Annotated in this window: 29 protein-coding genes and 1 pseudogene; 6 read left to right on the top strand and 24 right to left on the bottom strand. The window is 43.2% G+C overall.

Translation table 11 applies throughout. The annotated features are described in order from the left end of the window. Positions 1 to 39: 39 nt before the first annotated feature. From AB4232_RS08225 to AB4232_RS08120, 22 genes are all read right to left on the bottom strand, one after another. Complete coding sequence (locus AB4232_RS08225; protein ID WP_016785374.1) at positions 40 to 291, bottom strand: hypothetical protein; 252 nt, start codon at positions 289 to 291, stop codon at positions 40 to 42. After that, positions 282 to 512: a hypothetical protein gene (locus tag AB4232_RS08220; RefSeq protein ID WP_102561736.1), complete on the bottom strand. Its 231-nt coding sequence runs from the start codon at positions 510 to 512 to the stop codon at positions 282 to 284. The genes AB4232_RS08225 and AB4232_RS08220 overlap by 10 nt, the downstream gene beginning before the upstream one ends. Before the next feature lie 9 nt (positions 513 to 521). Next, the gene (locus tag AB4232_RS08215) at positions 522 to 944 is read right to left on the bottom strand and encodes a glycoside hydrolase family protein (protein WP_016785372.1); all 423 of its coding nucleotides are present in this window, start codon (positions 942 to 944) and stop codon (positions 522 to 524) included. A 127-nt stretch (positions 945 to 1071) separates the two neighbouring features. Beyond that, positions 1072 to 1614, bottom strand: a complete 543-nt coding sequence (locus AB4232_RS08210) for a hypothetical protein (protein WP_372086901.1) — start codon at positions 1612 to 1614, stop codon at positions 1072 to 1074. Further along, positions 1614 to 2588, bottom strand: coding sequence for a hypothetical protein (locus AB4232_RS08205; RefSeq protein WP_372086900.1), 975 nt, complete (start codon positions 2586 to 2588; stop codon positions 1614 to 1616). The genes AB4232_RS08210 and AB4232_RS08205 overlap by 1 nt, the downstream gene beginning before the upstream one ends. Further along, entirely contained in the window at positions 2585 to 3115 is a 531-nt protein-coding gene (locus AB4232_RS08200) for a hypothetical protein (protein WP_372086899.1), read from the bottom strand. Before AB4232_RS08200 ends, AB4232_RS08205 begins: the two co-directional genes overlap by 4 nt. Then, positions 3097 to 4140 carry a baseplate J/gp47 family protein gene (locus AB4232_RS08195; protein ID WP_372086898.1) on the bottom strand — a complete coding sequence of 348 codons (1044 nt, stop codon included), beginning with the start codon at positions 4138 to 4140 and terminating at the stop codon, positions 3097 to 3099. The genes AB4232_RS08200 and AB4232_RS08195 overlap by 19 nt, the downstream gene beginning before the upstream one ends. Beyond that, a complete protein-coding gene (locus AB4232_RS08190; protein ID WP_102561718.1) occupies positions 4137 to 4538 on the bottom strand; it encodes a phage GP46 family protein in 402 nt (133 codons plus the stop codon). The genes AB4232_RS08195 and AB4232_RS08190 overlap by 4 nt, the downstream gene beginning before the upstream one ends. Then, entirely contained in the window at positions 4535 to 5134 is a 600-nt protein-coding gene (locus AB4232_RS08185; protein ID WP_372065511.1) for a phage baseplate assembly protein V, read from the bottom strand. Before AB4232_RS08185 ends, AB4232_RS08190 begins: the two co-directional genes overlap by 4 nt. Beyond that, positions 5127 to 6065 carry a phage tail protein gene (locus AB4232_RS08180; protein WP_372086897.1) on the bottom strand — a complete coding sequence of 313 codons (939 nt, stop codon included), beginning with the start codon at positions 6063 to 6065 and terminating at the stop codon, positions 5127 to 5129. Before AB4232_RS08180 ends, AB4232_RS08185 begins: the two co-directional genes overlap by 8 nt. Next, positions 6062 to 7252 (bottom strand): DNA circularization N-terminal domain-containing protein, encoded by a 1191-nt coding sequence (locus AB4232_RS08175; RefSeq protein ID WP_372086896.1) that lies wholly within the window; start codon positions 7250 to 7252, stop codon positions 6062 to 6064. Before AB4232_RS08175 ends, AB4232_RS08180 begins: the two co-directional genes overlap by 4 nt. 248 nt (positions 7253 to 7500) lie before the next feature. Next, positions 7501 to 9072 carry a tetratricopeptide repeat protein gene (locus AB4232_RS08170; RefSeq protein ID WP_372086895.1) on the bottom strand — a complete coding sequence of 524 codons (1572 nt, stop codon included), beginning with the start codon at positions 9070 to 9072 and terminating at the stop codon, positions 7501 to 7503. A 137-nt stretch (positions 9073 to 9209) separates the two neighbouring features. Continuing rightward, a complete protein-coding gene (locus AB4232_RS08165) occupies positions 9210 to 9431 on the bottom strand; it encodes a hypothetical protein (protein ID WP_372086894.1) in 222 nt (73 codons plus the stop codon). A 34-nt stretch (positions 9432 to 9465) separates the two neighbouring features. Further along, complete coding sequence (locus AB4232_RS08160; protein ID WP_372086893.1) at positions 9466 to 9717, bottom strand: ogr/Delta-like zinc finger family protein; 252 nt, start codon at positions 9715 to 9717, stop codon at positions 9466 to 9468. Then, on the bottom strand, positions 9717 to 11636 hold the full coding sequence (locus AB4232_RS08155; protein ID WP_372086892.1) for a hypothetical protein: 1920 nt from the start codon (positions 11634 to 11636) through the stop codon (positions 9717 to 9719). Before AB4232_RS08155 ends, AB4232_RS08160 begins: the two co-directional genes overlap by 1 nt. A 3-nt stretch (positions 11637 to 11639) precedes the next feature. Further along, positions 11640 to 11918, bottom strand: a complete 279-nt coding sequence (locus AB4232_RS08150; RefSeq protein ID WP_016785360.1) for a hypothetical protein — start codon at positions 11916 to 11918, stop codon at positions 11640 to 11642. After that, positions 11915 to 12136: a hypothetical protein gene (locus AB4232_RS08145; RefSeq protein ID WP_372086891.1), complete on the bottom strand. Its 222-nt coding sequence runs from the start codon at positions 12134 to 12136 to the stop codon at positions 11915 to 11917. Before AB4232_RS08145 ends, AB4232_RS08150 begins: the two co-directional genes overlap by 4 nt. Beyond that, positions 12133 to 12360 (bottom strand): hypothetical protein, encoded by a 228-nt coding sequence (locus AB4232_RS08140; protein WP_372086890.1) that lies wholly within the window; start codon positions 12358 to 12360, stop codon positions 12133 to 12135. The genes AB4232_RS08145 and AB4232_RS08140 overlap by 4 nt, the downstream gene beginning before the upstream one ends. Then, positions 12348 to 12590: a hypothetical protein gene (locus tag AB4232_RS08135; protein WP_372086889.1), complete on the bottom strand. Its 243-nt coding sequence runs from the start codon at positions 12588 to 12590 to the stop codon at positions 12348 to 12350. Before AB4232_RS08135 ends, AB4232_RS08140 begins: the two co-directional genes overlap by 13 nt. After that, complete coding sequence (locus AB4232_RS08130; protein ID WP_372086888.1) at positions 12587 to 12802, bottom strand: hypothetical protein; 216 nt, start codon at positions 12800 to 12802, stop codon at positions 12587 to 12589. The genes AB4232_RS08135 and AB4232_RS08130 overlap by 4 nt, the downstream gene beginning before the upstream one ends. A gap of 15 nt (positions 12803 to 12817) precedes the next feature. Then, positions 12818 to 13360, bottom strand: a complete 543-nt coding sequence (locus AB4232_RS08125) for a phage regulatory CII family protein (RefSeq protein ID WP_372086887.1) — start codon at positions 13358 to 13360, stop codon at positions 12818 to 12820. Between the two features lie 51 nt (positions 13361 to 13411). Next, positions 13412 to 13705, bottom strand: coding sequence for a pyocin activator PrtN family protein (locus AB4232_RS08120; protein WP_102291321.1), 294 nt, complete (start codon positions 13703 to 13705; stop codon positions 13412 to 13414). Between the two features lie 175 nt (positions 13706 to 13880). Here AB4232_RS08120 and AB4232_RS08115 point away from each other — a divergent pair, with 175 nt between their 5' ends. Both AB4232_RS08115 and AB4232_RS08110 read left to right on the top strand, forming a co-directional pair. Further along, complete coding sequence (locus AB4232_RS08115; RefSeq protein ID WP_372086886.1) at positions 13881 to 14693, top strand: S24 family peptidase; 813 nt, start codon at positions 13881 to 13883, stop codon at positions 14691 to 14693. 46 nt (positions 14694 to 14739) lie between these two features. Beyond that, positions 14740 to 15507: a potassium channel family protein gene (locus tag AB4232_RS08110; RefSeq protein ID WP_108086276.1), complete on the top strand. Its 768-nt coding sequence runs from the start codon at positions 14740 to 14742 to the stop codon at positions 15505 to 15507. A gap of 448 nt (positions 15508 to 15955) precedes the next feature. Here AB4232_RS08110 and AB4232_RS08105 read toward each other — a convergent pair whose 3' ends face one another. After that, positions 15956 to 17557 (bottom strand): hypothetical protein, encoded by a 1602-nt coding sequence (locus AB4232_RS08105; protein ID WP_371710826.1) that lies wholly within the window; start codon positions 17555 to 17557, stop codon positions 15956 to 15958. Positions 17558 to 18253: 696 nt separating this feature from the next. Between AB4232_RS08105 and AB4232_RS08100 the strand changes: the two genes are divergently transcribed. The 3 genes from AB4232_RS08100 (at position 18254) to AB4232_RS08090 (ending at position 20468) form a co-directional block, all read left to right on the top strand. Next, positions 18254 to 18916: a hypothetical protein gene (locus AB4232_RS08100; RefSeq protein ID WP_123924952.1), complete on the top strand. Its 663-nt coding sequence runs from the start codon at positions 18254 to 18256 to the stop codon at positions 18914 to 18916. 53 nt (positions 18917 to 18969) lie between these two features. Then, positions 18970 to 19587, top strand: coding sequence for a hypothetical protein (locus AB4232_RS08095; RefSeq protein WP_372086885.1), 618 nt, complete (start codon positions 18970 to 18972; stop codon positions 19585 to 19587). A 275-nt stretch (positions 19588 to 19862) separates the two neighbouring features. Then, the gene (locus AB4232_RS08090; protein ID WP_372086884.1) at positions 19863 to 20468 is read left to right on the top strand and encodes a hypothetical protein; all 606 of its coding nucleotides are present in this window, start codon (positions 19863 to 19865) and stop codon (positions 20466 to 20468) included. Positions 20469 to 20663: 195 nt separating this feature from the next. Here AB4232_RS08090 and AB4232_RS08085 read toward each other — a convergent pair whose 3' ends face one another. Then, the gene (locus AB4232_RS08085; RefSeq protein WP_372086883.1) at positions 20664 to 21719 is read right to left on the bottom strand and encodes a tyrosine-type recombinase/integrase; all 1056 of its coding nucleotides are present in this window, start codon (positions 21717 to 21719) and stop codon (positions 20664 to 20666) included. A 719-nt stretch (positions 21720 to 22438) separates the two neighbouring features. On the opposite strand from AB4232_RS08085, the pseudogene AB4232_RS08080 reads away from it, so the two are divergent. Further along, positions 22439 to 22773: pseudogene (locus tag AB4232_RS08080) on the top strand (helix-turn-helix transcriptional regulator); the annotation flags it as partial.

The following is a 22773-nucleotide window of genomic DNA, read 5'->3' as shown; positions in this document are numbered from 1 at the left end:
GTACAAACAAAAATACCGCCCATAGTGAGGCGGTATTTTTTATGCGGCTTCCTTACCTTGGAGTAAGGTGTGTAGGCGGTCGAACTCTTTCACCATGCTGCGTTCTATTCTGTCGCCTAGCTCTTTGACATCATCTTTGGTAGCGTAGGTTTCCGCTACGTGAGTCTTGTGCTCGCCAAGCTCTTTCGATAGTCGAAACAGATAACCAATCAGCAAGCTAAGGATAAGGGTGACAAAGGTACAAAACGCTATCACTGCGTTAAGCCAGTTCGGATCTATTGTCATTCCCATTGTTCGACCTCTTTGAGTTTTTTACCTTTCAGTGAATGGATAATGTCATTCACTGTTTCTTGTGTGACATCGTTCGTTGTGAGGGTTTTTAGCTTTTCTAGGCCCCAAATTACAAGACGAGAGGCGAAGCGCTCAAGAATCACTTTCCATGCGACTTGTAAGATTAAGCCTTTCAGCACTTCCCACAGGGTTTTACCTAAAATTCCGGTAATAAAGTTCATAACCATTCCTTACTTTTGTGTTGGTTCAGTTCCATAACGCATCATTTCACTGAGCGTTTGAGAGCGGTTACCCACCTGTCTTGCCCAGCGACTATTTAACATTTCATTAGCGGCCGCCTGCCAAGCTTGTTGTTCAATGAGAGCAATGGTCTTTTTGAACTTCTGAAAACGTGGCAAGCCCATATTGAAGATCATGTCGACAATCACAGCTTGGCGAACTTCATTCAATGCACTGAAGAAAGGTAAGGTTTGAGCCTGTTGAATCACTTCGTCAATATTGTGTTGAAGTAGCTGTTCGGCTTCTTCTAGGGTAATGCCGTTGTCACTAAGGTTACGGCCATAACCGATGGTGAGTTTTCCCATGCTGCATCGATACGGCTTAAGCCGAAGACCTTCATGTTTCTTAATCAGTGTTGTGGCTAACGTTTCCATACTGGCGACCTAATGTAATGAACTAGGCTTAGTTTACCGTGGTGGTTAAGTGGCGGATATTGGGGCGAATTCTAGATGGAAAATGTAGAAAACCCAGCGCAGTAGCTGGGTTTGAATAGGGTTGGGCTTAGTTGGCTAGCGGTGTCGGCCAAGGGTGCTCTGTTTGGATCTTTGCTCTCGCAGCTAAGGCTTGAGCCTCGCTAATGTCGGCCTCTGCTTTGTTGCCGCTTAATCGTTTTATTTGAGCTTCTGCAATTAACGGATCACACATACGAGAATAAAGCTGTCGTCTTATCTCGTCAGTTTGGTTGTATTCGGCAACGTACTTGTTGCTTTGGTTGGTTACCCATACGTTGTTAGTCCACTCGTCCCATTGTGTGGTTGGCTCGTCTTTTGTGTAGTCGTCTGTGATTAAAGACGCATCATCAAAGTCTTTGGGGTCGTGAGTTTGCTTATGATAAGCCGTAACCTCAACAAACTTAGGTTCTACCGTCCACGTTTGGCTTTGCTCATCAAACTTAGCTTGTTCGGTTTCTGAATCGAACTCAGGAACCTCAATGAACGTGGCTAGCTGCGGCAATAGATAATCGTCATAGCCATCAATTTTATGGACTGGACGCTGACCGATGTATTCAAATGTATCGCAATCGTAGAAATAGGCTGTTTTCATTACATCCATCCTCTGTGAATTTTAGCTGCGTAGTTGAGTGAGTGTGGTCGGTTTTCATGTGCTGTCGGGAGTTGTCTCGATGCATCAATGTCTAAACCATAATTAGCGCCAGGGTCTGTACCTGGAGTGCCGATCTTAGCTGGCGTGTTACCGTAAATAGGCGAACCAAAGATACCTTTTGAACCCACTACAGCAGCTCGATAAAACGCAGAAGTTGAACCAGTAAAATTCCGAATTGCATCGCCTTGATACTCACCATGCGCCACACCTGCAGGAGTGGCACGCGTGTAAGCTCCGACTAAGTGGGGGTTAGGTCTGGTGAATGTGGTTGAACCATCTCCAGTTCCCCAATACGCTGCGTATTTTTTCTTATCTGAATCTTTCGTAGCTTGGCTTATCAACAAGCCCGTTCGTTGAGCATGAGCCCAAAGCAACGCATCGGTCGTTCTGGATAATGGCGCTCCATCCAAATCAACCCACCCCGGCCTTGGGTTTGGGTCGTCAAATAATAAAGTTTCACCGCAACGCAGCGCTAGCAGCTCCTTTTTGAGCTTGGAAAAGTGAAGCCCTAACAACTCCGTTTCTGTCACGTACTGATTGTGCTTAAAAATGACCTGCCCAGCTTGCCCCGAAACCGCAGCTTTTAGCGTGACCATGCCGCCGATGCCTCTTGCCAAGGCAATCACTGGGGTTTGGCAATCCACGATTGATTGGTCTGAGGTATCTATAATCTTGATTTGATAGAGGTACTCATTGAAGTGCGTTTCAATCGGTAGGTTGAACACAAACGTCAGTACGCCATTGTCATCGTAATAACTGGCTTCGATTGTGTCTGTATGGAAAACGGACAAGCTCGCAGTTGGCGCGTTGTGGGTTAATGCTCCAATCAGCTGAAACTTTTTCGCGGTCTGTTTTAGGTTACTTTTGAGAATGCTGATCCCGTGCTGAGTTGGGATACCTTGCAGCGTGCTCATACGATGTCTCCTATTTCAAGTTGCCAAGTTATGGCGGTGCAGCACAGAAAAGGGGCTTCAGCATCTAATTCAAGCTGAGAGCTAAACTCTGGCTTCATGGTTAAGGCCGTAGCCAGTTCAAATTGTGTCTTTGCATCAAACGGATAAATCCAATGAAACTCGGTGTGCGGCAGTCGTTTTTCTTCTAGCGCTTTAAAAGCTGCGTCATTGTTGTAACTGAACAGGTTTATCTTGATGAGGTTTGGATTCGCTCTTTCATCAAACACCACACCTTGGGAGCCCATCGTCATCAAGAGCCGTTGATAGTCTGAAATCTTCCAACCAAACTGCTGCTCTTCAAACTCGGTTAATAGCGACAGTTCAATATCGTCATGGGTTTGCTTGAAGTCTTTGGCCATGCCTTTGATGGTGTTGGCCAGCTCGACGTTCTCGGTGTCTTGCCAATATTCGCCTTTAGGTAATAGCCCACGGTAGGCGTTTTCAAAATCACCGGCACTGTAGTTAATAATTAAGTCGGCGGTGTCCACGTTACGCCTCCTAGTACATGTATCTGGTTTTTATCAATGGCGACCTCACCAATAGGGGATCGAACAATGAAGTTGTTGGTCACGGTTGAAGTGGTTAATACAATTTCAGTGTTGGTGATCGATTCCGGCTTTTGGGTTACCGGGTCGATTTTGCCCATTTTCCCTTTCACAAGATTCTCCAGTGCGGTGACTACATCATTACGTCTGGCTTGGTCTTGAATGCCTTGTATCTCGATGTTGAGTGGCACTTGGTTCGGTAGATGAGCGATTGGGTGACAACCTGCCAGTCGATTTCGCTCAAAGGTGTCTTGCACTAACTTGACCACTCCTGCGCTTAAGGTCGGGTTGTTTTCTCGCGCACCGATATACACTTCCACCATGCCTCGCTGTGGGGTGTTGTCGAGCGCCCAGGCAAAGTCCACATCGGAGTGAGCAGACACGGCCCAGGCTTGGTAATCTTCTGATTTACCGATGAGCTCGTTCTTCTCAAACGCTACGATCACTCTTGAACGCCAGTGCTTGAGTTCTTCAATGTTCGCGCCACCTGTCACGCCTTGTGAAACCACACGGTTTGGATCAATTCCGCTGAGCCCTTTGCTTAGCGTCAGTATTGCGCCTGCAGGTAAGTTGCTATCAATACCCGATTTAAGCGCGATGACTTCGACCGGAGCATTGCTGTATTGTTCTTTGGTGGTTTCATACTCGTGATTGGCATGCGTTAAGCGGGTGCCTTTTTTGATCACCACCGTTCCGCCAAGCTCTGTGAACTGCACTCGACCCGTTGCGAATGTTGGCAGTAGTCGAGGGGCTTTATGGCGATTGGCGTGTAGGTATAACCACTCTTCAGAGCAAGTCTCTGGATGCAGCTGCCTGAACAGCAAATCTTGATAACCATATTGCCCATAGCTGACACCCGCAATGGCAGCGGCTATCCCTTTGGTTGCTGGGTTGTTTTGCCCTGTCGCAGACACCAGATTGGCTTCTGCGCGAGCTATCAAATCATCTAGGCTTCGTTGTGTACTCATTGGTTAACCTTTGAAAGTGGAACATCGAACTGAGAGCCATCGGTTAGGGTGATCATCACATTGCGACCCATTTGGGTTGGCTTCTCTCGCCATACTGAAACTTCAACTGCTTTGGCGTGGCCGTCGGTAATGAGCCAAGCGAGTGACTCTTCACAAAACCGTTTAGCAAGGCTTAATGTTTCGTCGGTGAGCTTTGCTCGCTTGAGTGTCCAGTCACGAGAGCCGACCACGTTTATCAACTCATTGCTCCAAGTGCCGCCACGCTCATTGCTTGCCATACGGGCGCGATCGTTTTGAGTCGATTCGGCATAGTTGTAAACACTCTGAAGCACAGCATGGGTTAATCCTTCTTTAGAGCTGAGTGGTGCTGTCAGGGCGGTTAAATTGAAATGACTCATCCTTTATTTGGCCCCTTGGTTGTTCTGTTTGTCCCGTCGTCTTTGTAGTCGTGGTCGTGTTTCTCGACTTTCACTCCGCCGAACGTACCGGATGAACCACCCACAGAACCGGTGACATCAACGTTCTTTGTTACTTTCAGATTACCGCCGATTTCTACATCACCAGAAAACTTGGACTTAGGTGCAGTAACGTTCACGGCCGTTGCGTTCACTGTGGTCTCTTGTGCCGATATGACTTCTAACTTTGCGCAGGCGTTTATCTTGATGCCTTGTTGCGTGAAATGAACAAGGTTGCCTTTGTCATCAAGTATCGCGACTTCACCAGGCTGCAACTCTATTTGGTGACGTTCGTCTTCAACGTTCACGGTGATGCCGCGAGATGTGGTTCCACCAATGAACAGGTTGTAAGTTTTCGCCCCTGGTAATGGATGGCTCATAAACCCGTAGTTGTGCACGCGTTTTATCTTGTCGTTGGTTCGGCCTGTCGCGGTTTTGATTTGTAATCGGCCTGTGGTTGCACCCGTGACAGTACCGGTGCCAATCACGTTTTTGATTCTGGCCATTAATCGCTGTTGTTGCTGCAGAGCACTAGACATAGCTTTGCTCCTTAAACGGTCTAAACAACTCAATCGAAGTTTCCGTAGAGCTTTCAGACACTGATAGGCCAAGCGACTTGATCACCAACATTTCACTAAAGCTTTGCTCTTGGTCTGCCACTCGAATCACGCGGTTTAAACCATCAATGGCCAATTCGGGGAAGATGTCGGCAATCATGCTTGATGCTGTCAGACTTTGAGCAATGGCAAGGTTGCGCTCATATTTAGCACGAGACAGGCAAGCTTCACGGTTTTGTAATTGGTCACAGGTGATCACTATGGTGCGTGAGCTCTCGACGTTTGGATTGATGACCTGTGCGCTTGCGTCATCCCACTGGCCTTGTACATCAATGGTGTGAAATTGCTGATTGAAGGTGCGCTTGATGTTCAGGCTGTCGATGTTATTGCCCGTTTCTAGGCCGATGTTGCTGATAGTTGCATGCGCGGTGTTTTCAATGGTCAACACGCCACTGCGTTCAACCAACATAAAACCTTGCTCTCGAATCAGTTGCGCCACGTTCTCTACAGGTGATTCCGCATTTATCTGAAACTCAGGGATGACCGGCATACTCTTCACTAGGCTTTTCACTTTCAAACCAAATGGCTTGGCGACATGGCGAAGCAGCTCTTCTACGTTCAAGTTATAAAGCGCATCCATCGTGATGCGTGAATCAATCATGTTGGCACTCTTTGAACGGCCTGAAATGGAAACAGCGTGAGTGCTTGAATCGGTGTTTGAATCCACACCATCAATCTGACCAGTCAGAATCGGCTTGTCGTTAAGGAAGAACTCAACCGACAATGGGCTTTCAATACTCATAGGCTCAATTGAGCAACTGAACGTGTGGGCCAGCTGTTCTATGGAGTAGTTGAGATTCGCTTGATAGAAGGTGCGCGGCTTGCCATCAATGTGCATCGTTAGCGTGTTCATGAGACATCCCTTACGGCAATGTCACCACGAATGAAGAGCGGGTGCTGCAGTGCATTCATTTTGGTGATGACTTTTTCTTGAGTGAACTCATCGTGCGCAATCGCCAGCGCAGGTTGAAAGCGTGGTGACTGCACCGTTCTATGGGGTGCGGTACCGCTGACCACCTTATCTTGCTGAACCTTCACATTGCTTTTCAATGTCGTGACTGCGTCGAACAACTCAATGCTTTCAAGCGTCGACACTTTGGTGGTGTCTTTGATGCGTTCATCGATACCGACAATCAAAGTCGACAGATCATTCTTAATGGTTTCAGGCTGCTTAGCCGACTTCGTAATATCAAAGCGGTCGCCTTTTTCTAAGTGTGTGATGTCTTTGTTCATCTTCACTGCGCCCGTCACCATCTGCACATTATGGTGCTGAGTTGGCGTGTCCGGTTTCACTTCACCTAGTAGTAAAGCTTGAGCACTGCGCGAGTTGTCTACCGCTTCATTGCCAGAGCTTGGCTCAGCTTGAACACCATCGGCTACCGCATCCACTGACGTAGAAAACAGATCAGCGAACTCAGTTGGGTTGGTGCTGAGACTACTCACTGCCGAGAATGCTTTATTAATGGTGTGGTTAATGTCTTGAAGGCTTTCATCTTCAAGCTTTAAGCGGTTGGTGATGTCGACCAACACGTTCAGGGCGCTGATGGCATGATTTTGAACCCGGTGAATGTTCGATACATCCAAGCCTTTAACTTGTTTTGCGAAAGAACGTTTCGATAAGCTCTCGACCATGTTGGCCTGCGTTTTTGTGCGAACGGATGTCGGTGCAGTGATTGAAGGGGAAGAGCCAGCGCGAGCAAACTTCAGGCTCAGCGTGACCAATCCTTTCTTGGTACTGATGCTTTGCGATACATCTTCAAAGACAAGCGGCAGCTCACCCAACCAAGGATGTTCTAGCTCGCCTGTTGGTGTTGCTTCTAGGTTTTCAATGAGGGCATTTGCATCGGCCAGAGAACTAGAGCCAACGAACACAGCTTCAATCGTGTAGGTACGGGCTTTCGTTCCCATAACTTTGACGTGTGGTAGCTCTGCGTACGGGATTTCGCTTACTTGCAAGCGCTTACCACCATCAAAGGCGATCGAGAGGATGTTGAGCTTAAGCCCATTCCATCTAGCGTGCTCGTACTGTCGTTCCCACATCAAAAAGCCACCAACTACAGAAGAAAATCAGAATTAGGCAGCGAGAATAAAATGAGTGATGGAGTAGGGCGCTCAGGCCCTGTTCGGACTCACCCACCCCTCCACACCAAAATTCCACACTGCAATTATGCGATCTTAGAACCGCATTTCATTTCGGTAGTTGTATTGGAACACAGCCCCCGATGTATCTACACCGAGGGCTGTTTTAGATAGGGGATTTAGAGATCGTCCGAGATCGTTTTTGTTCGTTATGTGTCTTTGTTCAGCCTTGCTAAAAAGTTATTATAATTTTCCGAATGATACGGGCTGTCAGGATCGATTTCTAAGCTATTTAGATAATATTTTTGGGCTTCTTCAACTCTACCGCACAGGTCCAGAAAGTTAGCGTAATTTCCAAGGATATTGGAGTTATTAGGGTCAATCTCTAGTGCTTTTTTATAATATTGTTCAGCTTCGTCAAGTCTATCTAACTTGTGGAGTAAATTTGCGTAATTCCCAATAGTGTTGATATGTACAGAATCAGCAGCTAGTGAATTTTTGTAATATTTCTCAGCTTCTTCATCTCTGTTTAATTTTTCTAGCAAACCTGCATAATTGCCTAGTATCCAAGTGTTTTCGGGCTCCACCTTTAGTGCGTCGGAAAAACTTTTCTCAGCCTCGTCATCCATGTCGAGATCCATAAGTAAATTAGCGTAGTTATACAACAGTTGGTAAGAGGTAGGGAGTATAAGTAGAGCTTGCTTATAAACTTCTAATTTTTCTTGGTCAGATTTCTTTTCGGCAGCTTCAAACTCCCAGTCTAACCAACTTTTTTCTTCTTGAGAGTTTACTTCTCTTAGCTTCTCTCGTACTTCTGTCGGACTATCGTTATAAACTTCTTGGATCTTTTGGTCTAGAGTGTCCAGCATTTTTGTTGTATGAGCTGCTACTGCTCCACGTTGTGTACCTCTTTCATAACCCCACGTAGAACCAATCTTAAACATAAGTTGATCAAAACCAGGGGTAGGAACTAGTACACCCTTATGTTTTACCATCAATTCTTTGATATCCCCGTTTGGTTTGTCACCTTTTTCGTAATAACACCAAAATGGGCGGCCGCTAATATCGTTAGTTTCGAGGTCGCTTAGGAAGTTCATCAAGCTACCATCATTACCACCATAGCCAATAAAGACGGGAGTATAGAAGCTGAATATATTCTTCAATGCATCTACCCAATCAGATTTTAACTCCCCAACACCTTTCTCATCATTGATTGGGTCTGTAAAAAGATCTCTATGGATTTTTGCAATCATAGGGCGACGCGACATAGGCTTTAGGTAGCTTGCCAAGCTTTCATGTCCTATAACTAGCGGTGTTTTACCTCCATAGATATACATAGAATCAGCCACTAGGTTATCAAAATTGGTAGTTACTACCATATTATGACGGTCTTGAGCGAGTACCCAAGCTAACACTGCATAGCCAAAACTAGGGCTGCCCTGATCAATTGCTTTTTCTAACTCTGCGTATCCTGACTCATGATCACCATTAAAGCAGAAACTGAATATTTGTGGATAATGAGCAGCTAAATTATTTGCGTCCCAGCCCTTTATCTGTAATGGGTTACCCTGCAACCAATTATCATACTCATCTTCATTGTTATTACGGCGAAAGATAATCTTCATCCATTCCTTGGCAAGAGAAGCAGCTCCTTTAACATTAGACTCAATAGAAGCACCAGCACCTAATATGAAGACAAAACGGCGGTCAGGCATAGTTTCGTGAATACGTTTAAGTTCATCTAAAAACCCGGTCAGTGACCACTCTTGTTCATTATCCATCTATATTCTTAATTTTGTATTAACCTAGTGTTCTGTAATTTATAGATAAAAAAAACTATACACAATTGAAAATTCGAGATTTTCTCACTTTTTTAGATAAGCCATACTACTATTACATCAACTTTTTCTATTCATCATCACACCCTATATGCCTTCAGTAAAATCTCATCCATTTGGTTCAGCTTGCGCACGGCCAATGAAACGCGCTTGCTTGATACGCCAGTTCTTAGTGAAGCCAGCTCGTATGAATAACCAGACTCGAACACCAGCTTCACGGCTTTGCGAGTTTGTTCTGGTATATCTCTTTTTGAGATCACTTTAAGCAGAGCATCAAGGCGCTTTTTAGGAATAAGGTTCATTTATTCAAAGTATCCGTAGTCTAGACTGCTTGTTTTAAGTGCTTGGCTGTTCTGATTCAAATATATCGATTTGGTTCAAATCACCTTTGCACAGCTCGGGCTGTAGTTCTGAGCTTGGCTTTTGGCCCGTCGGTTCGATGAAGTGCGAGAACGACGTATGCGCTACAAACACTTTTCCGCAATTCAGGTTTAAACATTGGCAGTACAGCTCTCGCGTTTCTGAACTGATGGAACGCGAGGTCGCAATACGAGTTTTGCTTTCACATTTGGGGCATGTCACTAGCATTATTGTAATCTCCCTTCTAAATAATCTGCTTTGGCACTTTGCCAATAACTCACTTCATCCTCATCGGGTTCTTCGGGTATGTAAGGTTCACCAAGAACCGATCGCCAATAAGCCCGCCGTTCTAAGAAGTGGTGATATTGTGCTTGATAAGTTTCATCTGCTTCTTGCTTTAAATCGCTACAATCGATATCACGACAAGTCATCGACCAACCTCTGGCTCCAGCTGCCCACATCAAGAAGTTATCCATTCGTTCTTTGGCTTCATCGCCGTCAAAAGTTATCGAGAACCGGTTACCACTAGAAGCATGCATTTGGCGAGACTTCATTTCTTGCGTTGTTTTCTTAGCCGCATGTTCTAAGCGAATAATTCGTGACTGCAGTTTTTTGAGGTGGTCTTCAGGCTTGCCTTGTTGCTTGGCGATACTCGACGCTTTCACGGTTTGAGCTTTTTGCTTATTGATACGTGAGATAGTTCGCAGCAAAGGCTTTTTCCACTGCTCAAGCTTGTAACCCAATTCACGGATAACAGCCGTAATATTGTCAGCTTCAAACGAGGCAAGAGTTTCCCAACTTGGTGCGCGTGAGACCCTCGCTATGCTGTAGCGATTCCCCTTAATTAAACCCTGGTCTGCGTTATTACCTTTGGCCGCATAGCCAACCGCTTTGATGAGATAAGTACTGGCTGCTTTGGGCTGTCTAATTCTTTCGATGTGAGCCATACCATGACCCCAGAGCGATTCCAAACGTTTAGCCCAATCTTTGAAATGCTCTTTATCGACCGTCCATTTCAACAATAAGTGAACGTGTGGGTTGGGTTCGCCATCTTCATTCATTGGGCTTTCGGCTACCCACATATAATGAAAATCAGCTTTCTCTCTATCAGGGCCAAAGGGTGAAGGTTTCGCTTTGAACTGCCCAGGAACGTAGTCACCATCTTCCGTGTACCAACCTCGGTGAAACATCTTTTTGCTGCCATCGAGAAAGCGGGAAGTTTCTCGCCCAATACTGGTATCGAGTGGTTTAATGATTTTGAATGGTTGTTTAGGTAATTGTGTATACAGGCCGTCTTTGCCAGGAATAAGATCACCGTTATCTCGTTCAAACTCTACTGGAGTGAACGGGCCGTCAGCATCGATGCCTTCGTCCATTGCGCCAAAAATGGCGTGACGTTGTGCCGGTGTAAAAGTCAAAGTTAGAAATGTAGTAAACCCTTCATGGCATTGAGCAACATATGCACCGCTCTCGAACATGTTAGAAACGCTCTTTGGTGTTAGCTTTTCCGTATAACGAGTACCCGAATTAGCCTCGGGTGCATTTCCTGCAGGCGTCTGGGTAACAATTTGAGCGCGCATTTGCCCAGACCAATCTCGTTTTTGCAGTTGAAGAGAGATAGGGGAGAGCTTCCTCTCGAAAGGGGGCCTTTTCTCATGTTTCAGTGGCAAAACTCGCGCGGTATTTCGCTCTGTGCTTGCGTATAACGCATCAAAGCTTTCATGGCCCATTCGGCTATCAAGCTCTGTCTTGGTGCCAATGGGCTGCCCAATAACCTTCACACGCTTGTTGATTCGAGCCAACTTTAAGCGCTTTTTCTCGTGTCGGACTTTTGCGCCCTTGGACAAGCCTAGTGTCTCCGGCCTTTCGGCCGCCGCTTCGCGGTTGGGTTTGGAGTGTGAATTTAGCCTTTTGAAATGTTCAGTTGCTAACTTAACATCTGTTACGTGTTTTGATTTTTGATTAAAAACGCGGTCGTAAACAGGAAGAGATTTAACTACGCCAGAATCGAGCAATTGTTGCTCGTATTCTGTGTAGTGAGGAATTTTGGAACCTAAAAAACCAGCTTCATAGCTGGCATTAGCAAATTTAACTTCATCAATAGGCCGGACGGCTCCGGCCACATGGTACAGAGTTTCAATCTTCATCGCTTATTGCTTCACATCCCCTGGATTCGCATTACTTACCGAGCCCCAAGGTTCAGCGCACCCGTTTTCACTACACACATAATTCATTGGCTGAGAGTTGCCCTTAACACGCTTTTTAATGCCGTGTTTTTCGCGCAACTTCGACACTAAAAAGCGCGCTCGCTCTCGTTTCTTTGGATCTGGATTCTCCATTCCCGCCATATCAGGGCAGGGCTTATGTATTGGAGAAGTGATAGGCAAGTCAGCCGTCGATTTAGCAGGTCTAAAAGTCACATCACTCATGCTGCCACCTCAACAAATATCACTTCTGGTTTCTTCTTCTTTTCTTCTAACGTAGCGAGAATCTCTTTTACCTTGTCGTCATAAACACTCAAATACAGGCTTGCTCCTGCAAGGCTCCAAGCTGTTTGAACTCGCTGCTTCTTCCCAAAATCACAGAAGAAGCGATCACCAATTTTTATCGCTACTGCTTGTTTTTGCGCTTGCTTGTAAAAACTCATAATTCGCTAAACTCCTGTGTGTCCATAATCATGTGACCGCCAGTGTAATTACCTCTGATGATCACGCCGTTCATAACGTGCTGACAGTTGAGGTGTTCACAAGCCGCTTCGATTGCTGGCTCTGGTGAATCAAACTCACCGATAAGAAGATTCTTAACTTCGCTAGTTTCATCATCACGAACCACGCCGCCACCGCTGTTCAGTGCAACCGCTACGTATTGCATGGTTCTTTCCCCATCCCGAGTTTCTCTTTGGCAAGCTCAAGGAACTTGGCAATCTGAGCTTGGTTTTGAGCGAAGTCTTCGACCTTATACAAAGGGAAGTACATAGAAGCTCCCCATCCGTCAGGGCCTGCTAAATAAGCTTCAGCAGCTTTCACGCCATCGACATATCCAGCCTCGTAGACATAAATCTTGTCTTCACCTGAAATGATGGTTTTGAGTAGAGTTTTCATACTGATTCCTTCTGGCAAACCTTGAACTGGTCGAGAGCGTCACCCGCTTGCTTGTGAATGCCGCGCCACATTGCGATCAAGTTATTCTGAAGTTGCTCTTGGCCTTCTACGTCGTTCTCTTGATACTTAGTGATAGTGAGTGCCGCAACATTCTCGATGTTGAGTGCTTCTTCCAATGAGTTGATTTGAATCGCGATAAATGGTTTTTTCATAATTACACCCCGTAATTAAGTAAGACCGGGTAAAGGCGCACCGTTGGCTATCAAGTCCACACCCATACATAAGAAAGGGTGTGCACCACTTGTGCGGTCTTCTAGGTCGTTAATGAGCAGCACCAAGTTGTTAATGCCAGCTTGTGCCGTTTTGATAATTGAGTTTCGAGTTGAGCGAGGCAGGGCTCTTTGGCCTGCAGTGTCTAACGCTAGTTGAGAGATTTCTCCTGCAATCACAGAGTTGTCTAGAGCACGTTTAATAAACGTTTCTCTTTCACCCTCAGGAATATGAGCGGTCACTAGCCCTAACTGGCGAAGTACAACTTCTAAAATTACGTAGTCATCCGTAGCTTTAGAAATTGCCATCATTTCAGGTAAAGAAAGTACGTGCGGTTGCTCGATATTCAGCTTGTTACGCAACATGTTTGAACGAAGGCCACAAGCTTTGGCTATGTCTGTTAGCTCGTTTCGGTGTCGTGCTCGAAACAAGCTACATGCTTCGTTGTACTGTTCTTGTACATCCGCTAAAAAGACGCACATTGTCTGGTTCACTTCCATGTCTGATACTCACTATGAAACATAAGAAAAGTGGTTAGCTTCGAAGGTGATTTAATGACGGTGAGACTTTCCGTAGATGGATTCCATCCTTGCTCGCTCTTCCTCGTGTTTTCTTACAACGTAATCAGCAAGGTCGTTAACTCGAATCAACAACGGAACTTTCGTACCTTTGTTAGCTTCACTTTCTTCATGGAGACGAAAGGCAGGAATAGGGAATTCATGGCTGCTAACTTTGGCTTTAGCCGTCGCATACTTCATTCCGAAAAATGATTCTGAAACTTCGCTTAATTGAACAATCGGCTTACCAAACATTGCTTGAAGCCCGTAGTGAATATCCATGCTCATATAGTTATCCTCATTCTCACTACAGCACTGACGTGTTATAGTTCTTAGTTAATTGGTGTTTATCTTTGTTCTTGGCGAATGTGTTAGATAAACATCTTGTTTGTTCGTGTTTATGTGAATGGTGCGCCCAGATAGTGACTATGTCAAGTGATTATCGGTGTTTATTGGTGTTTATGTGAAAGAGTGGTTTCTAAGTTCGGATTTAGTGGGTTTGGATGGAATGCCTAAATCAGTGACTGGCGTCTCCCAAAAAGGTAGACGTAACAATTGGTTATCAAGACAAAGTGCTACTTCTAGCAAAGTATTTGAATACCATATTTCTAATTTCCACCCAGATGTAAAAAAACAGCTGATTGAGAAATACGTCACGGATCTTGATGAAGCGGAATATCTATTAACTGCATCAACACCTAGCGAAACTTCGACGTCAGTAGGGCGCGTTGATATTGGTAGCAGCCAAACTAGCCAGCAAGTTGCTAGTCGAGCTTCTCGCAATACCGATGGCAATGTCACAGAGATTTCGAATGTTAAGTCTGTGAAAGCCACTTCTCAAATAGGCGATATGTGCGCTGTACCTGTGTACAACGTTTATGCGTCTTGTGGGTTTGGTGCTCAAAACGATACCGAATACCAACTTAGAACCGAATTCCTGCCTTGCTTATGGTTAAGACGTTTCGGCCTGACAGAAGAAGATGCTCGTATCATCATTTGCCACGGTGACTCAATGGAAGATACTTTGAGTGACGGCGATGAAGTATTAGTCGATACCCGAGAACTCGATCACCCAGTAAAGCATGGTGTCTATGTTGTTCGCATTGGTAAGCACGTTTATATAAAACGCCTGAAGTACGACATCATGGCCGAGGGCTATAACGTCATCTCAGACAACAAAGAAGAATATGATTCGTTTATCGTGAATGAGGAGAAACTAGACGAGTTCGCGGTAATCGGGAAAGTTATTACCACCGTCATGAAGGCGGTGATTTAGAAAAGCAAAGGCGACCTCAGGGTCGCCTTTTTTATTGGTTAAGCAAATGATAAATAAATCAATAGAAAAGGAGGCCATTGATTTTGGTCCCTTTCAATTCTTTACTTTGGTTCTCTCAATATACGTATTAGTGGCATTGTTTGCTGAGAGCATATTCAAGCTACCACACTATGTGACTGAAATATTTGCAATTACCGACAACATTATATGTTTGGTGTTTCTTGCTGATTTCTTCATTCGGCTAAAGAGGGCTGAAAGTAAAAAACTTTTTATGAAATGGGGGTGGATAGATCTGCTATCTAGTATCCCAATGCTTGACATGTTCCGTTACGGAAGAATTGTAAGAGTGGTGAGAGTCCTTCGGTTATTAAGGGCTGTTCGATCAACGAAAATGATTATTTACTATTTATTTCGCAACAAGACTCAGGGTACTTTTTCTTTAGTGTCCGCGGTGTCAGTAATACTTGTTATCTTTGGTGCTATCGCCATGCTTCAGCTTGAGAAAGGTACCGATGGTTCTAACATCCATAATGCTGGTGATGCGCTTTGGTGGGCTTTCGTTACGATTACGACAGTAGGTTATGGCGATTTCTATCCGGTGACCTATGAAGGAAGAATTGTTGCGGCTGTCCTTATGACTGCAGGGGTAGGCTTATTCGGCACGTTTACAGGTTTTGTCGCATCTTGGTTCTTAGAAGAAGACACTGAAAAGCAAGACACGCATGTGATCACAAATCTTCGCAATGAAATCTCTGACCTAAAGAGTGATATTGCCGACTTAAAAGCAGCTATTGATAACTCCTCAAATAGATAACTTATTCAGTTAGCTTAGTGTTTTAAAAATACCAACACCGAATTTATGAGAGGATTGCACTGCATTGATCTGCTCCAATCAACCTGGACACAAAGCTAAGCGACTTTTTCCATATGTTTAATAATTCACGCTTTGCTAAATTACCTATTTTTCTAAAACGGAATTGTCCAGAAAACTGCTCAGGTTGAATTTCTACCCGTGGTACTTTCTAGCACGAAAGTGCCCCAAACCTTCTTACGACGGGTTGACCGTATACTTCTGCTTAGCGTCATTTGACTGACTTTTCCTCATGCCAGTAGAATGTCTAGCTTTTTCAGGCCTGCCTATACCTCAATATTAGACTTAACGAAGGTGAACTATCTGGCTCTAGTTCATCAAGGATTTAAAATGATAGAGAAATTAAAGACCTAGCGGTAACCCCTAGGTCTCAACGGACAATAAACAGTGTTTAGATTGATTTGGAGATCAAGTCAGCTTTCAGTAGCCCACCTTTAGTCAATAATTTAGGTGAAAAATTGGGGTTTCTACGCTGTTTAAATGCGGCTAGAATTTTCTGTAATCCCTCAGCTTCTAGTAAAGAAATGTTTATCTCTGTATCCATATCAGCTGCGTCAACAAAGTCATCAGAAAATGCAGGTGCAACAATAAGTACTTGAGCGACCCGATGCCCGTTGGCTTCACAGCGCTTAACATATGCTTTAACTTGTCTAGACGTTGAAGAGTATTTGGAAAATTGTCCATTCTTAAATGACTTTGCTTCACCAACGATAACATCATCATTTTCTAACGAAATGATGATGTCAGCCTTGTCTTTAGCTGTGTTGATATCTTTTCTCAAATCCTCATCAACAGTCATGCCTAGTTGCTCTAGAATCGAACGAGTCGCCTCCTCAAATTTCACACCGATATCTGCTTCTTTGATATCAATACCTGCTGATTGAAGTCCTTGAAGGTCACGACAGGCCAAAAGATGATAGTTTTCGATGAGTCGATCATTGGCACTGGCAAAGCTCTCGATAATTTGGCTTCTAGGGTTGCCACGTCGAGGCAAATTCATATCATTGCGGATAGTCTTAATCTCATCATTACTATAGAGATAAAGGATATCCAATGGTGTGATACTTAGTGCTTTGAGGCGTTCAGGGTCGAGCGTCTCTTTGTTCTCAATTTCGAAGTCTGCTCGAATCCTATCTTCAACATTTAATTCGTTTTGAGACAGTGCTTCGAGTAGTTCTTTATAGCCACTTACACTAAGTACGTTAAACTCTTCTTCTTCTGAGGACCTTAGGTGTTCAATTAAAACATCAATGCGGTCTTGTAGCCTTGTCCCTATTCTTGAAATATCGAGGTCCATATCTTCAATGAGTTGCTTGATTCGTTCTTTTCTCTGATTTTGAGTGGCATCTTCAGCGTGAAGATCTGTCATTAAAATACTTCTGATTGATAAGCCAGAGTGCGAAATTGTGGTTATTTTGTCTTGTCTTTCAATGCCACGAATTTTGTAGCCGTGGTTTTTGAGTATATTGGAAAGATCAGCATCAGAAAGTGACCTTAGAATGCGAAGGACATATTTATCATGCAGCTCTTTGCCAAGAACGTCATGAAGAGATTCGATAACTTCATCGGCAATCATAATTTCAGAGCGACGGCGGTTGATAAGGATGACACCGTTTTCTCGAAGGTACTCTAATGCACTTTCAATACCTAGTTCTGGAATTGGGTCGACAGAGTGTTCAATCGCATGAATTTCCTCTCTTGAAAGCGCTAGACGTTCAGCTAAGACATTTAAGATGCTTCGTTCATCTTCAGATATCTTTGCGGTGCGATTAGACCTTAAATCGTTGTTAAATGCTGTTTTCATGCACTCACGGTATATATCTAGGCGATTCAATCGCTCAAAGTCGCTTGAGTCATTTTCTTCAATCTCTTTGATGAGGCTTTGGCTTAGCTCATCAATTTCGGTATATTCTTTGGCATAAAGATTTTCAATCCAAGGAATGGTAGCAATGCAATTCCCATCTCTGACTAGGATATTGATAAGTAAAGACACTTGAGGTCCGCCGATAGCGATTTGTTCTTTTAGGTGCTTTTGGAAAAGAGTCTGAATTAGACTAAATAATTGCGTGATTTCATTGCCTGATGCTGCTTTAAGTTGGCCATCGATTTTCTCGAGTTGTTTGGTTAAATCAGAATCTCCTTTGCTGTCTTGGCATAGCTTATCGATGCAATTTACAAACTTTGATCGCTCGACTTGATTTGTGTGGTTAAGAACCAAATTTAACTTCATGAGAATGTCCTACTGAAATACGTAAAGTAATCGGTGAATGATAACTCCGCGTTTTTATTAGGTATATTAATCAATATCAATCTGTTAACTATGTCACTGGTTTGATATAAGAAACAGGTAAATCTCCAAAGCAACTTACACAATCAATACTGAACTGTAAGAAAAGCGCTATTAAGCTGTCCAGATATGTGCCAATACGATCAACGTGAACATGACAGCTAGAACGTTTGTGCCCCAAAGCTTCTCAGAACCAGCAATAGGGCGACCTAGTCAGAACACCAATAGACCAAGTTAATCTAATCCGTACTTTGGTCTCCTACGCGGACTTTTCCCGTATTTCTCCCGCTTAATTCTATATCTATTAACACAACAGGTTGATAGCAGTTGAGTTTCATAATAAATGGCAGCAACATAGAAGGAAGAGTTCCGTCTATGTTGCGTTATGCCTAAAGGAGACTTATGGAGTCAATTTACGAAGTAATACAAGAAAATCCCGAATTCTATGCGTGGGTCTTTGGCATCATAAATGTGCTTTGGGCTTTGTTTGTATACTTCAATAAGCAAAGACACGAGCGAAACCTGAAGCAACTAGAGCAAGACCTTCGGTATAAGGCTGACAGACGATTAAAAATTTTCGACTTAAAAGCACGTGAATATGCAAAGTATGTGACTGACTTGGACAATTTTGGACGTAAAAACGAGATAGAACTTCCAAAACGTATGCAGCCGATTTTCGATGAGTATTTACAAAGCTACTTGGCCGCAACTCAAGCGGGAGATAAAGAGAGAGAACATCAAGTCATTGGTTGGCTTAGCTCGCAAGTATCTGCGCTGATGCAAGAAGGGCTAAAGGATGTTCTAATACTTAAAAGTGAGTCAAATCGTTTAAAGTTGATAGCAACAGATGAGATGCTTCAGACATTCGACAAATTGGAGGGCTTAACACAAGAGTCCATGGATTGTTCAAATGATTACATGAGCAATTTCACCGATATTGTATTGAATCAAAAGCATGGTGAAACCGAAGCGTTTCAAAAAAAAGCGTCAGATTTAGCTGCACAGATAAAAAAACAGTCTAACTCTCTTCTTTACCAAATGAGGCGTGAGCTTAGCGATATATAGGCATGCAAGCATTTAAGAGTGACTCCTAATGCTTGGCTTTTTGGAGGCTTAAAATGAAAGATAGTGGGTTGGCCATAATCAAAGATAATACAGAGGTTTTGTTAGATCACATTTCAGAAAATGAATGGATTAGAGAAATACCTGTATTAGATAATATTTTCAATATTTTATCGGTAGCGACATCTATTAGAGATGGGTTGTTTGCTAAGAAGTTGGAGCAGTTTTTTTTAAGCATAAAAGATGTTAGTGAACGGGATTTAAATAAAATAAAAAAATTCGCACTAAGCTGTGATGCAAATGAAGTATCTGAGAAGTTAATTAACGTTTTAGATAAGGTTAGTGATAACAAAAAGCCTACTATAATTGCAAATTTATTTATTGGTTATATTGAAGGTTACCTAACTGTTGAAGAATTCAAAGTCACTTTGGAAGTTATCGATAAATCTTACACTACAGATTTAGAGAGCTTTCTTTCAACAGGCTTCGGCATCGTCGATTTAACTCTCACCGAACTTATAGAGAAAAAAGTCTACAGTATGATTTTTACTCCTCTTTTAGCTAGAACAGAAAACCCGCAAAGGACTCACGTTGAGCGATATAGTATTTCAAATCTTGGACTAGTGTTTTTTGACGCTTATAACTATGGTGTCACTGCTAGGAAACAAAGCTAACAAGCATTTAAGACTTCAAGATACTTTTTCTAATCGATATCGAGCGCGTTATATCTCAAATCTCTAGCACGTTTCTGTCCAAAAGCGAGCTTGAAAGCAAAAAGGGGAACGAGTAAGCAAAATTCAAAGGCTACATATTTGCTACATGGAACTTAAGTCTTACGTGGTATATTTAGGTTGAATTGTTGATACTTTTACCGAGCAGAAGGAGTGGGACTATCAAAAAATGGTTGAATTACCTTTTATTTTTCATTGTGCTCCTAATTATTGGGCAGATGCAAAAAAAGGAAGAAAGAGAAGCTCTACGATTTGATCAAGTTGTTGCTTATGAGCTGTCTAAGCAAGAAAAACTGAGCGTTTGCCATGCTATTCAAGGCTCTATAGAGAGGTCATTTAGTTACCAAGAGTCTAAGGATGGTATCGTTGAGTTATACAATGAAAAACCACAATCATACTGTGCTTTTTATCATACTGAAATTGAAATTGGCGATATGAATACCAAAGATATAAGCAAATGTCGTACCCTTACGAAGGCTCAGATCTCTCGGGGTGCTGTTCCGACATCAACCGAATATAATCCCCAATACTCAGTATATAAAAATGGCATGATTTATTGGAAATGTGAGAATGGAAAAAGCCCTAGGCGGATAGATGTTCGCAATGAACGTTACGACGCAACCCCTTACAGATATGCAAAGGATAAAGATATATTACTTGTTAAAGCAGATTACCGCCTTCTCTATTTTTATAAGGGGAAAGTGTTCAAAAGCGTATCAAGTGAAAGGGCATCCTCTATGTATAACGGTGATACCCTTAAGGTCACGCACCCTGAATACTTCGATTATGCTCCGTATTTAGTACCATTTGGCTCCAAAATATAACAAGAGCTTGGGGTCTCAAGATACTTTTAATAATCTGATAGTCACGATTTAAGGTGATTTCCTAAATTGCTTCTGTCCAGGACCTTGATAGGTTGAATAGCTTTTGTTCACCACTGGGAAGGGATTCTATTTGTGAGCACAAATAGGTCCCTTCGAGTCAATATTTTTATATTCACTACAAACCATTAATCACTTTTATATTTTACGGTCGTGTAATTTATGCGGGAACAATTGGGTATAAACCTGCCACAAGGTATTTAGGTTCCTATGACCAGTTACCTGAGCAACTTCCTCAATCGTAAAGCCTTTCTCGAACAAACGGCTTGCACCTTCACGGCGTAGGTCATGATAGCGCAGGTTATCAATCCCAATCTTTTGACACACTTCAACGAAGCCTCGGCCAACCGAGCGTGGGTTATATGGAAATATCAACTCACCTTTACGCTCTTGCCTCATTACAATATCAAACGCTTCACCAAGTAGAGGAACGACCATGTGGTTGCCTTCTTTCTTACGTGGGTCTTTTCGGTCGCGTACGATCACTGTTTTAAGTTCTTCGTTTAAGTCTTCCCAACGAATACCACACACTTCGCTTACCCTCATACAGCTCAGGATACTGAAGTCTAAAAGTATAGAGTAGGGGATTTTGTTTTCTCTACGTTGCTCACGTTCTTCTAGTGCTTCTTTTAACAGGTCTATTTCATCGGTGGTAGGGCGCCTTGTTCGTTTCTCTGATTTACCGATGAGCTTCATTTCATACAGAATGGGTGTTGCTTCTAAGAATGTGTTCACGTTCGCGGCAACGTTGAACACAGGGTTAGCTCGTTTGAATACCGAACGTAAAAAATAGATGTCGGAATAAACGGTAGAGGGCTTGGTTCCCGTACTGCATCTATTTTGGCAGTGCACAATCAAGTCTTTAGTGGTTAGCTCATCGGAATAGATTTTTGCTATGTCGCAATCACGCAACATTTTTAATACGGTTTGTTTAGATCGGCCTGTATTGTCCCAGAGGTTATTGTTTTCAATGAACATGTCTAGCAGCTGGCCAATGGGTACAGAACGATCTTGGGTTTCACCTTCTTCTATCTTTCGTACTTCATTTTTTGCCCAGGCAGTAGCGAGCGTTTTCTTCTTATGAGTTTTGGAAAAACGTTGAGCAATTTTGCTTCGATGTTTCACGGTAATGGTGGCTTTATAGCGAGATTCACCGCTCGCTAGAGTTCGCTTTTCAATACTATAAGATGCCATGAACGTGTGCCTCTGAGGTGTACCAAAAGGGTGATTTGAGGGGTACAAAAGGTGTACCAAGGTTCAGAGATTATAGCAGTTTATGAAAGTTCTTCTAGGTTGTTATTTATATTAAGTGTTTGAAAATAATGGTGTATGTGGCTATTACTAGGTAGGGCGGGGAGTGACGTATTTTAGTGAAACTTATAGATTGTTGGTTTGAGAGCCATTGATAGGGTGTCTTAGATAGAAATAGTGAGGGAATGTTACCTTAAATCTCTGAATAGCGGGTAAAAAAATAGCCAGCAGAGGCTGGCTATTTTTAGAAAGATGTTTACCACTCTGTTCGCTTCTGTTTTTTACGAATCGAAACAGTGTTCAGTGTGACTTTAGCGGCATTTATTCTGGCTGTGATTGCTGTGAGCTTAATTCTCAAATATTGCTTAGAGAGCTAAAATATTGAAAATTAAATGCAGCGTCTAACACATGTCTAATATTCAAAGGCTTAGCATCATATCCACCACAGTAATGGCGTGTTATAGTTCTTAGCGGTTTGCAGTTTATCGCAGGTAGTCATATACAATACCGATCTTAAACTGCGGCTATAGTTTGTTATGCGATGACTTCGTTACTAGGGTGATACGCTTTAATGTGCGCTTTAGTCTCTTTAAGGAGACAGGGTTGTGAGTTTGTGGAGACAGGCTATTGCTAAGTCCATTTTCTGTTGGAATGATAAAACCATGAGAAACAATTGGTTAAGTGAATCTCATCACGTCATCGATGACAATGTCACAGAGATTTCGAATGTTAAGTCTGTGAAAGCGACTTCTCAAATAGGCGATATGTGTGCTGTACCTGTGTACAACGTTTATGCGTCTTGTGGGTTTGGTGCTCAAAACGATACCGAGTACCAACTTAGAACTGAATTCCTACCATGCTTATGGCTAAAACGTTTCGGCCTGACAGAAGAAGATGCTCGTATCATCATTTGCCACGGCGACTCAATGGAAGACACTTTGAGTGACGGCGATGAAGTATTAGTCGATACCCGAGAACTCGATCACCCAGTAAAGCA

Origin of the sequence: Vibrio sp. 10N.286.46.A8, assembly GCF_041470165.1 — a bacterium.
Taxonomy (GTDB): Bacteria; Pseudomonadota; Gammaproteobacteria; order Enterobacterales; family Vibrionaceae; genus Vibrio; species Vibrio tasmaniensis_A.
The sequence above is the reverse complement of the archived record's forward strand: the minus strand, read 5'-3'. Positions and strand labels throughout refer to the sequence as shown.